At 67.1% G+C, this 9,126-nt stretch carries 8 protein-coding genes; 6 read left to right on the top strand and 2 right to left on the bottom strand.

Annotation, left to right across the window (positions count from 1 at the left end):
• From GJV64_RS07670 to GJV64_RS07645, 6 genes are all read left to right on the top strand, one after another.
• A partial coding sequence (locus tag GJV64_RS07670) for a sugar nucleotide-binding protein (protein ID WP_164156675.1) occupies positions 1-634 on the top strand: 634 nt, incomplete at its 5' end.
• On the top strand, positions 631-1,437 hold the full coding sequence (locus GJV64_RS07665) for an undecaprenyl-diphosphate phosphatase (protein ID WP_164156674.1): 807 nt from the start codon (positions 631-633) through the stop codon (positions 1,435-1,437). The genes GJV64_RS07670 and GJV64_RS07665, both read left to right, overlap by 4 nt.
• 151 nt (positions 1,438-1,588) lie before the next feature.
• Positions 1,589-3,016 (top strand): NAD(P)-dependent oxidoreductase, encoded by a 1,428-nt coding sequence (locus GJV64_RS07660; protein ID WP_164156673.1) that lies wholly within the window; start codon positions 1,589-1,591, stop codon positions 3,014-3,016.
• 17 nt (positions 3,017-3,033) lie between these two features.
• A complete protein-coding gene (locus GJV64_RS07655; protein WP_164156672.1) occupies positions 3,034-3,609 on the top strand; it encodes a DUF2059 domain-containing protein in 576 nt (191 codons plus the stop codon).
• A gap of 8 nt (positions 3,610-3,617) precedes the next feature.
• Positions 3,618-8,168: a glutamate synthase large subunit gene (gene gltB / locus GJV64_RS07650; protein ID WP_164156671.1), complete on the top strand. Its 4,551-nt coding sequence runs from the start codon at positions 3,618-3,620 to the stop codon at positions 8,166-8,168.
• 78 nt (positions 8,169-8,246) lie between these two features.
• Positions 8,247-8,615 (top strand): hypothetical protein, encoded by a 369-nt coding sequence (locus GJV64_RS07645; protein ID WP_164156669.1) that lies wholly within the window; start codon positions 8,247-8,249, stop codon positions 8,613-8,615.
• On the opposite strand, the gene GJV64_RS07640 is transcribed toward GJV64_RS07645, so the two are convergent.
• Together GJV64_RS07640 and GJV64_RS07635 are read right to left on the bottom strand one after the other, a co-directional pair.
• The gene (locus tag GJV64_RS07640) at positions 8,612-8,911 is read right to left on the bottom strand and encodes a PepSY domain-containing protein (protein ID WP_164156670.1); all 300 of its coding nucleotides are present in this window, start codon (positions 8,909-8,911) and stop codon (positions 8,612-8,614) included. The genes GJV64_RS07645 and GJV64_RS07640 overlap by 4 nt on opposite strands.
• On the bottom strand, positions 8,908-9,126 hold a 219-nt coding region (locus tag GJV64_RS07635), incomplete at its 5' end, for a hypothetical protein (protein ID WP_408014973.1). The genes GJV64_RS07640 and GJV64_RS07635, both read right to left, overlap by 4 nt.

Below are 9,126 nucleotides of genomic sequence, written 5' to 3'. Positions count from 1 at the left end.
CGCTGCCGCCGCCGGGGCGCGGGCCTTCGTGCAGGTCTCGGCCATCGGCGCTGATCCCGCCAGCCGCATCGCCTATGCGCGCAGCAAGGGCCGGGGCGAGCAGGCGGTGCTGGCCGCGATGCCGACCGCCACCATATTGCGTCCCAGCCTGGTGGCCGGGCCAGAGGATCAGTTCTTCAATCGCTTTGCCGGCATGGCCCGGCTGGCGCCGGCGCTGCCGGCGATCTCGCCCGACAGCCTGTTTCAGCCGGTCTATGTGCGCGATGTCGCCGATGCCGTGGTGGCAGCGCTGGGCCGCGCCGATGCCGCCGGGCGCATCTTCGAGCTGGGCGGGCCCGACGTCCTCAGCTTCCGGGCCATCCTGCAGATGATCTCCGATCTTACCGGACTTGATCGCCCGGTGGTGCCGCTGTCGGACTTCACCTCGGGCCTGCTCGCGAAGCTGGGCGACATACTGCCCTTCATGCCGATGAACAGCGACCAGCTGGCGATGCTGAAGCTGGGCAATATCTGCACAGCTGGCTTGCCGGGCTTGATGGAACTGGGTGTCACGCCCACGCCGCTCAGCGCCTTTGTGCCGCAGATGATGCAGCGCTATCGGCCCGGCGGCCGCTTTGCCAGGATGGCGGCGTGAACCAGCCGGATCTGCTCACCATCATCCTGCTGGGCATTGTCGAGGGGCTTACCGAATATCTGCCGGTCTCCTCCACCGGCCACCTGATCCTGGCCGGCGAGCTGCTGGGCTTTTCGGGCGAGGCCGGCGCCACCTTCGACATCGCCATCCAGTCCGGCGCCATCCTTGCCGTGCTGGTGGCCTATTGGGGCCGCTTCGTGGACGTGGCGCGCGGGCTGCGGGTGCGGGAACCGGGCGCCATCGCCTTCCTGCGCAACGTGGCGCTGGGCTTCCTGCCGGCCGCGGTGATGGGCGTGCTGTTCATCAAGGCGGTCGAAGCGCTGCTGGAAAGCCCCATCACGGTCGCCGTGTCGCTGATCCTCGGCGGTATTGCCATCCTGCTCATCGAACGGCGCATGGGGGCAGCCCACATCTCGGGGGTGGAGGCGCTGTCCACCCGCACTTCGGTGCTGATCGGGCTGGGGCAGTGCGTGGCCATGATCCCCGGCGTGTCGCGATCGGGCGCCACCATCATGGCGGCGCTGATGCTGGGGGTGGACCGGCGGACGGCCGCGGAGTTCAGCTTCTTCCTTGCCGTGCCCACCATCTCGGGTGCCACCGCGCTGATGCTGTGGAAGAACCGCGATGCCCTCGATGCCTCCAACCTGGGCGCGATCGGCATCGGCTTTGCGGTGTCGTTCGTGGTCGCGCTCATCGTGGTGAAGGGCTTTGTCGCGCTGGTGAGTCGCTTCGGCTTCGCGCCCTTTGCCTGGTACCGAATCGTCGCCGGCAGCGCCGCGCTGATCTGGCTGTTGGCACGATAGGGCCGTATCGGCCTTAAATATGGCGGGCTTGCCGAGGCTGCCGACCAACTTGCCACGATTTAGGGCATAAATACTGTCCCAATTGTCGCTTTTCGCGTGACAGGCGGGCCGCTTTGTGGTTTCGCCTGCCGCACGACAAGGAAGGGCGGCCATGGGCGCAACAAAATTGCTGAAGTTCGTCGATCGCGGGCAGGCCTATCCGGCCAAGCGCACCGCCGACGAGCGCGCGCAGGATTTTCTCGAGATCAGCCGCCCCTATATCCTCGCCAAGGCCGAGGAGCAGGCCGGGCGCTGCAGCCAGTGCGGCGTGCCCTTCTGCCAGGTCCATTGCCCTCTGCAGAACAACATCCCCGACTGGCTGAAGCTGACTGCCGAAGGCCGGCTGGAAGAAGCCTATGAAGTCTCGTCGGCCACCAACGCCATGCCGGAGATCTGTGGCCGCATCTGCCCGCAGGACCGGCTGTGCGAAGGCAATTGCGTGATCGAAGAAGGCTTCGGCAGCGTCACCATCGGCTCGGTGGAAAAGTTCATCACCGACACCGCGTGGGAGAATGGCTGGGTGAAGCCGCTGCTGCCGGTGGCCGACCGCAGTGGGCAAAGTGTGGGCATCATCGGCGCCGGCCCGGCCGGCCTCACCGCCGCCGAGGCGCTGCGGGTGAAGGGTTATGACGTGCATGTCTATGACCGGCACGACCGCGCCGGGGGCCTGCTCACCTATGGCATCCCCGGCTTCAAGCTGGAAAAGCCGGTGGTGATGCGGCGCGTCGAGCGTCTGCGCGACGGCGGCGTGCACTTCCACCAGGGCTTTGCCGTGGGCGTGGATGCCAGCCTGGCCGATCTGCGCGCCCGCCACGACGCGATTCTGGTGGCCACCGGCGTCTACAAGGCGCGCGCCGTCGAGGTGCCGGGCGCCGACGGGCCGAGCACGCTGGAAGCGCTCGACTATCTGATCGCCGCCAACAAGGTCGGCTTCGGCGACGAGATCCCCGATGCGGCGCGCTTCGATGCCGCTGGCAAGCATGTGGTGGTGATCGGCGGCGGCGACACCGCGATGGACTGCGTGCGCACCGCCATCCGCCAGGGCGCCGCCAGCGTAAAGTGCCTCTATCGCCGCGACCGCGAGAATATGCCAGGTTCGGCACGCGAGGTGGCCAATGCCGAGGAAGAGGGTGTCGAGTTCGTGTGGCTCGCCGCCCCGGCCGAGATCACGGCCACCGGCGTGGTGGCGCAGGCGATGCGGCTGGGCCAGGCCGGCCCCGATGGTCGCCGCAGCCCGGAACCCGATGGCAGCAATCGCTTCACCGCCCGGGCCGATCTGGTGATCAAGGCACTCGGCTTTGACGCCGAGGATCTGCCGGCGCTGTTCGGCGCGCCCGATCTGCCGGTCACCCGCTGGGGCACGCTGCGCGTTGACCATCGCACCATGATGACTGGGCTCGATGGCGTGTTCGCCGCCGGCGACATCGTGCGCGGCGCCAGCCTGGTGGTGTGGGCGGTGCGCGATGGCCGCGACGTGGCGCAGCAGATGCACGCGTTTCTCAAGGCCCGCGCTGGCACCGCCGCGGCGCGCGCCGCCTGATGAACAGGACACATGCCATGAAGAGCCTCCTCGCCGCCCTTGCCCTGCTGGTCGCCGGGCCGGCCTTCGCCCAGGCCAAGCCCGCTGCCATTTCCCCGGCCGCCCAGCAGGCTGCTGCCGCGCTGGTGGCGCAGCTGGGCATCAAGCCGCAGCTGCAGGCGCAGATGAGCAATACGGTCAACCAGATGCGGTCGGGCGTGGTGATCCGCGCCATGCTGGCCCAGCAGCCAGGCTTCGTGCCCGCCTATCAGGCCAACAAGGCGAAGTTCGATCCGGTGCTGGCGAAAGCCGGCGCCATCCAGGCCGATATTGCCCAGGGCGTCATCAACCAGAATCTGAACGCCGTGGTGGCCGATGCCGCCACCGCCTATGCGCGCCAGTTCACGCTGGCCGAACTGAATGGCCTCATCGCCTTCTATCGCAGCCCGCTCGGCCAGGCGCTGCAGAAGAAGCAGCCGCTGGTGGCGAACCAGATCGCCCAGTCCAGCGCGACGCGCATCGGCCAGAAGATCGATGCAGCCATGCAGGCCAACCAGCAGAAGCTGCGCGCCGCGCTGGCGCCGCTGAACAGCCAGCCCGCCGCGGCCAAGTGAGACACGCCATGACCGAACTTCCCAACTTTACCGCCAGCGAAGCCGAGCGGCAGCGCCTTGCCGATAGTGGCATGTATCGTCCGGAATTCGAGGGCGATGCCTGCGGTGTTGGCCTGGTTGCCGCCATCGACGGCCGGCCGCAGCGCCGGGTGGTGACGGCCGCCATCGATGCCCTGAAGGCGGTGTGGCACCGCGGCGCCGTGGATGCCGACGGCAAGACCGGTGACGGCGCCGGCATCCTGGTCGAGATCCCGGTGGATTTCTTCCACGAACATGTCGAACGCCATGGCCAGAAGCCGGTGGCCGGCCTGCTGGCGGTGGGCCAGGTGTTCCTGCCGCGGACGGATCTTGGCGCTCAGGAAGCCTGCCGCACCATCGTTGAATCGGAAATCATCGGCTTTGGCTACAAGGTCTATGGCTGGCGCCAGGTGCCGGTGGACATCAGCTGCATCGGCGAGAAGGCGATGCAGAGCCGCCCCGAGATCGAGCAGATCATGATCGCCGGGCCGAAGCAGCAAGGCAATGACGCCAAGGACCAGTTCGAGAAGGACCTGTTCCTGATCCGCCGCCGCATCGAGAAGAAGGTGATCGAGGCCCAGATCCAGGGCTTTTACTTCTGCTCGCTGTCGTGCCGCACGCTCATCTACAAGGGGCTGTTCCTGGCCGAGTCGCTGAGCCAGTTCTACCCCGATCTGAACGACGAGCGGTTCATCAGCCGCTTTGCCATCTATCACCAGCGCTATTCCACCAACACCTTCCCGCAATGGTGGCTGGCGCAGCCGTTCCGCTGCCTCGCGCACAATGGCGAGATCAACACGATCCGCGGCAATTCGAACTGGATGAAGAGCCACGAGATCAAGATGGCCGCGTCCGCGTTCGGCGAGCATTCGGAAGACATCAAGCCGCTGATCCCGGCCGGCGCGTCGGACACGGCGGCGCTGGATGCGGTGTTCGAGGCTTTCGTGCGGTCGGGCCGCGATGCGCCGACCGCCAAGCTGATGCTGATCCCGCAGGCCTGGCAGAAGGACGACACGCTCGATCCCGCCACGCGCGCCATGTATGCCTTCTTCGCGTCGGTGATGGAGCCGTGGGACGGGCCGGCGGCGCTGGCCATGACCGATGGCCGCTGGGTGGTGGCCGGTCTTGACCGCAACGCATTGCGCCCCATGCGCTATTGCCTGACACGCGATGGCCTGCTCATCACCGGCAGCGAGGCCGGCATGGTGGTGGTGCCGGAAGCCGAGGTGGTGAAGAAGGGCGCGCTCGGCCCCGGCCAGATGATCGCGGTCGATCTCGATGCCCCGGCGGACCGCTTCTACAGCGATGCCGCGATCAAGGCGAAGGTGGCCGGCGCGCAGGATTATGCAGCGCTGGTGGCCGGCTTCACCGATTTCGAAAGCCTGCCCGGCCGGGCCGCTCCGGAACCCGGCCCGGCCTATGGCCGCGATGACCTCAGGCGCCGCCAGGTCGCCGCCGGCCAGACGCTGGAGGACATGGAGCTGATCCTGGCGCCGATGGTGGAAGACGCCAAGGAAGCGGTGGGCAGCATGGGCGATGATGCCCCGCTGGCGGTGATTTCCGATCTGCCACGCAACCTGTCGCACTTCTTCCGGCAGAATTTCAGCCAGGTCACCAACCCGCCCATCGACAGCTTGCGCGAAACCCGGGTGATGAGCCTGAAGACGCGCTTTTCCAACCTCACCAACATCCTCGATGAAGGCGCCACCCAGGCCGGGGTGATGGTGATGGACTCACCCGTGCTGTCCAACCGCGACTGGCAGGTGCTGAAGGACCATTTCGGCCGCCAGGTGGCCGAGATCGATTGCACCTTCGACATCGCCGGCGGCCCGGCCGCGCTGCGCGAAGCCATTGCCCGCGTGCGTGCCGAGGCCGAGACCGCGGTGCGCCAGGGCAAGACGCAGCTATTCCTGACCGACGAGCACCAGAGCGCGAAGCGTGCCAGCATTGCCATGATCCTGGCGACGGCGGGGGTCCATACCCACCTCGTCCGCAAGGGCCTGCGCACCTATGCCAGCATCAACGTGCGCGCCGCCGAAGCACTCGACACCCATTATTTCGCGGTGCTGATCGGCGTCGGCGCCACCACGGTGAACGCCTATCTGGCGCAGGAGGCCATTGCCGATCGCCATGCCCGCGGCCTGTTCGGTGCGCTTTCGCTCGATGATTGTGTCGCCCGCTACAGGAAGGCCGTGGACGATGGCCTGCTGAAGATCATGGCCAAGATGGGGATCGCGGTGATCTCCTCCTATCGCGGCGGCTACAACTTCGAGGCGGTTGGGTTGTCGCGCGCGCTGGTCAACGATTTCTTCCCCGGCATGCCGGCGAAGATCTCGGGCGAGGGCTTCGAATCGCTATTCATCAACGCCCAGCTGCGCCACGACAAGGCCTGGGACGAGGATGTGATCGCGCTGCCGGTGGGTGGCCTCTATCGCTGGCGCGCCGGCGGCGAGGCGCATGCCTGGAGCGGCCATCTCATCCACCTGCTGCAGACGGCGGTGAGCCGCGACAGCTATTCCGATTATGTGAAGTTCAGCCGCGGGGTGCAGGCGCTGCCGCCGATCAGCTTGCGCGATCTGCTCGATTTCGTGCCGGGCACTAGGCCAATCCCGCTGGAAGCCGTGGAATCGGTGACCGAGATCAGGAAGCGCTTCGTGACCCCGGGCATGAGCCTGGGTGCGCTGTCCCCGGAAGCGCACGAAACGCTGGCCATCGCCATGAACCGCATCGGCGCCAAGGCGGTGTCGGGTGAAGGCGGCGAGGATCCGCAGCGCTTCGTGCCCTATGCCAACGGCGACAATGCCAACAGCGTGATCAAGCAGATCGCCTCGGGCCGCTTCGGCGTGACCGCGGACTATCTGAACGCCTGCGAGGAGATCGAGATCAAGGTGGCGCAGGGCGCCAAGCCCGGCGAGGGCGGGCAGCTGCCCGGCTTCAAGGTGACCGAGCTGATCGCCAAGCTGCGACATTCGACGCCGGGCGTAACGCTGATCAGCCCGCCGCCGCACCACGACATCTATTCGATCGAGGATCTCGCCCAGCTCATCTATGACCTGAAGCAGATCAACACCCGGGCGCGGGTGTGCGTGAAGCTGGTCAGCTCTGCCGGCATTGGCACGGTGGCGGCTGGCGTCGCCAAGGCGCACGCCGATACGATCCTCATCTCCGGCAATGTCGGCGGCACCGGCGCCTCCCCGCAGACCAGCATCAAATATGCCGGCACGCCGTGGGAAATGGGCCTGTCCGAAGTCAACCAGGTGCTGACCTTGAATGGTCTCAGGCACCGCGTGAAGCTGCGCGCCGATGGTGGCCTGAAGACCGGACGCGACGTGGTGATCGCCGCCATCCTGGGCGCCGAGGAATATGGCATCGGCACCATGAGCCTGGTGGCGATGGGCTGCATCATGGTGCGCCAGTGCCATTCGAACACCTGCCCGGTGGGCGTGTGCACGCAGGACGACGCGCTGCGCGCCAAGTTCGCCGGCACGCCCGAAAAGGTCATCAACCTGATGAGCTTCGTGGCCGAGGAGGTGCGCGAGATCCTCGCCCGGCTCGGTTTCCGCCGGCTCGACGATGTCATCGGCCGCACCGAGCTGTTGCGTCAGGTCAGCCGCGGCGCCGAGCATCTCGACGATCTCGATCTCAACCCGATCCTGGCCAAGGTCGATGCCCCCGATGCCATGCGGCGCTGGGGCCTGGGCGACGGGCGCAACCCGGTGCCCGACAGCCTCGATGCCGAGATGATCCGCGATGCCGCGCAGCTGTTCGAGCGCGGCGAGAAGATGCAGCTGGCCTACACGGTCAGGAACACCCACCGCGCCGTGGGCACAAGGCTGTCGGGCGAGATCACCCGGCGCTTCGGCATGGCGGGCCTGCAACCGGGCCATGTGCATGTGCGGTTGCGCGGTTCGGCCGGCCAGTCGCTGGGCGCCTTCGCCGTGCAGGGCATCAAGCTCGAGGTGTTCGGCGAGGCCAATGACTATGTCGGCAAGGGCCTGTCGGGCGCCACCATCGTGGTGCGGCCGATGGTGTCCTCACCGCTTGCCAGCCAGGACAATGCCATCATCGGCAACACCGTGCTCTATGGTGCCACCGCCGGCAAATTGTTCGCCGCCGGCCGCGCCGGGGAACGGTTCGCGGTGCGCAACAGCGGCGCGCAGGTGGTGGTGGAAGGCTGCGGTGCCAACGGCTGCGAATATATGACCGGCGGGACCGCCGTGATCCTGGGCCCGGTGGGCGACAATTTCGCCGCCGGCATGTCGGGCGGGATGGCCTTCGTGCTGGATCAGGACGGCCAGTTCGAACGCGCCGTGAACCGTGACAGCGTGATCGTGCAGCGGCTGGCCAGCGCCCATTGGGAGGCGCAGGTGCATGGCCTGATCGAGGAACATGCCCGCGAGACCGGATCAAAATGGGCGGCGGGGCTGCTCGCCGAGTGGGACCGCACTCGCGGCGCCATCTGGCAGGTGTGCCCGAAGGAAATGGTCAGCCGGCTGGCGCACCCGCTCAGCGACGATACCGCCAGCATCGCCGCCGAATAGGGGCCAATCCTTGAAACCGGGCCGCTGACTGCTATATTCGGCTAGAACAGTCAGTGACCCCGGTGCCAAGGATGATGCATGGCCAAGAGCAATGATCCGTTGATCGAAAGCCTGATGCAGCTGGCGGTGGCCGCTGCCCCGCTGGTGAGAAAGGCGCGCGAGGCCGGCATCTTCCGCCGCGACGACGACGTGGTGGACGCCGAAGTGGTGACACCGAAAGCGGCCGAGCCGCCGCCACCCACCCCGCCGGAACCGCCGATGGCCCCCCAAGCCGCTGCCACGCCGCCGCCGGTGAGCCCCGACATCGCCGCGATGCAGGACATCATCGTGCGCCAGGCCCTGCGCATCAACGAGCTGGAGGCCGAGGTGGCGAAGCTGAAGGCGGCCAAGCCGGCGAAGACCAAAACCAAGCCCGCGCCAGCCAAGCCGAAGGCCGCGAAGGCCTAGCCCTTCCGGAAGATCACCTTGCCGCGCTGTTCGACGAACAATTTCTCGAACGTCACCGGGTGGAAATAGGCTTCCACGCGGCCCGTTTCGGGCATCACGCCATAGACTTCATAGCAGCCGCCATCCAGCTTGGCCTTGGCAACGGTCCAGCCCTGCTTGACCAGTTCGGCCTTCAGCGCCTCGATCGGCTTCCTGTCTTCCGGCTTCACGTCGCATTTCATCTTGCCGGTGGCGAAGGCCGGGGTGGCCATCAGGGCTGCTGCACAGGCCGCCATCATCATCGTGCGCATTGTCATGCCTTTCTGGTTACAGGGAAAAATCGGACAATCTGGAGCCCGCCCACGATGGCGGCCACAGCCAGCGCCAGGCGCATCGCATCGTGGACCACGGCCATGTGCAGCAGCGCCACGCCGGCGGCCGGCAGGGCCAGGCGCTGCACCGGCTTCCAGGCCCGGCGCAGGACGCGCATGGCGGCATCATTGCTGGCCAGCGCCGGCGGCAGCAGCAGGGC

Origin of the sequence: Sandarakinorhabdus rubra (assembly GCF_010994245.1) — a bacterium.
Taxonomy (GTDB): Bacteria; Pseudomonadota; Alphaproteobacteria; order Sphingomonadales; family Sphingomonadaceae; genus Sandarakinorhabdus; species Sandarakinorhabdus rubra.
The sequence above is the reverse complement of the archived record's forward strand: the minus strand, read 5'-3'. Positions and strand labels throughout refer to the sequence as shown.

What these genes read in the sequence shown, in the direction of transcription:
- GJV64_RS07660 (WP_164156673.1), top strand. Translation starts at nt 1,589, where the DNA reads ATGGGCGCAACAAAATTGCTGAAGTTCGTCGATCGCGGGCAGGCCTAT.
- GJV64_RS07655 (WP_164156672.1), top strand. Translation starts at nt 3,034, where the DNA reads ATGAAGAGCCTCCTCGCCGCCCTTGCCCTGCTGGTCGCCGGGCCGGCC.
- gltB (WP_164156671.1), top strand. Translation starts at nt 3,618, where the DNA reads ATGACCGAACTTCCCAACTTTACCGCCAGCGAAGCCGAGCGGCAGCGC.
- GJV64_RS07645 (WP_164156669.1), top strand. Translation starts at nt 8,247, where the DNA reads ATGGCCAAGAGCAATGATCCGTTGATCGAAAGCCTGATGCAGCTGGCG.
- GJV64_RS07640 (WP_164156670.1), bottom strand. Translation starts at nt 8,911, where the DNA reads ATGACAATGCGCACGATGATGATGGCGGCCTGTGCAGCAGCCCTGATG.